This window comes from Ensifer sp. Root954, from assembly GCF_001429005.1.
Lineage (GTDB): Bacteria > Pseudomonadota > Alphaproteobacteria > Rhizobiales > Rhizobiaceae > Ensifer > Ensifer adhaerens.
The window spans coordinates 1-1090 of sequence record NZ_LMJM01000030.1; the positions used below are offsets into that span (position 1 = coordinate 1).

Below are 1090 nucleotides of genomic sequence, written 5' to 3' on the forward strand. Positions count from 1 at the left end.
CAGCGTGCTCGACTCGCTGCAGGCTGGCCAAAAGCTGACGCAGACCTATGACGTCACCGTCGACGACGGCAAGGGCGGTACGGCGACGCAGACCGTGACGATCACGATCACCGGCACCAACGATGCTCCGGTGATCACGTCCGGTTGGCAGCTCGGCGGCGTGGTGGAGCGCTTTGACGGCTTTCCGGGCGAGAACACGGTCACGCACACGCAGGACGGCACGATCGGCTTTCGCGACGTCGATACGCTCGACACGCACACGGCGAGCTTCACGGCGGGCGGTAACGGCTATCTCGGTACCTTCTCGCTCGATCCTTTGAACCAGGCAACCGACAAGCTTGGCTGGAACTTCCAGGTTGCCGACAGCGTGCTCGACTCGCTGCAGGCCGGCCAGATCCTGGTGCAGACCTACGACGTCACCGTCGATGACGGCCACGGCGGCACGGCGACGCAGACGGTCACGATCGTGATCGCCGGCACCAACGACGCCCCGGTGATCACCTCGGGTGTGCAGAGCGGTGCGGTGACGGAGATCGCCGACAAGGCGACGGGCGAGAATACGGTGACGCACACGCAGGACGGCGCGGTGACGTTTACCGACGTCGATACGCTCGACACCCACAGCGCCAGCTTCTTGCCGCAGGGCCGTGGTTATCTCGGTACCTTCTCGCTGGATGCGGTCGATCAGGCAGCTGACAGGATCGGCTGGAACTTCAAGGTCGCCGACGGCGTGCTGGACTCGCTGCAGGCCGGCCAGACGCTGACGCAGAAGTACACCGTGTTCGTCAATGACGGCCATGGCGGGATCGTGGCGCAGACCGTTACGATCGCGATCACCGGGACGAACGATGCACCGGTGATCACCTCGGGTGCGCAGAGCGCCACGGTCACGGAGCGCGGCGACGGTGCGGCCGGCGAGAACTCAGTGGTGCACGTCAACGCCGGCAAGGTGGCTTTTGCCGATGTCGACACGCTGGACACCCACAGCGCCAGCTTCAAGGCGAACGGCGAAGGCTATCTCGGCAAGTTCGCGCTCGACCCGGTCAGCCAGTCGGGCAACTCGGTCGGCTGGACCTTCAAGGTTGCTGAC

General features: G+C 65.1%; 1 protein-coding gene. It reads left to right on the forward strand.

Going from position 1 to position 1090, the window contains the following annotated elements; all coding sequences use genetic code 11:
- On the forward strand, nucleotides 1–1090 hold a 1090-nt coding region (locus ASE71_RS24390), incomplete at both ends, for a VCBS domain-containing protein (RefSeq protein WP_200964136.1).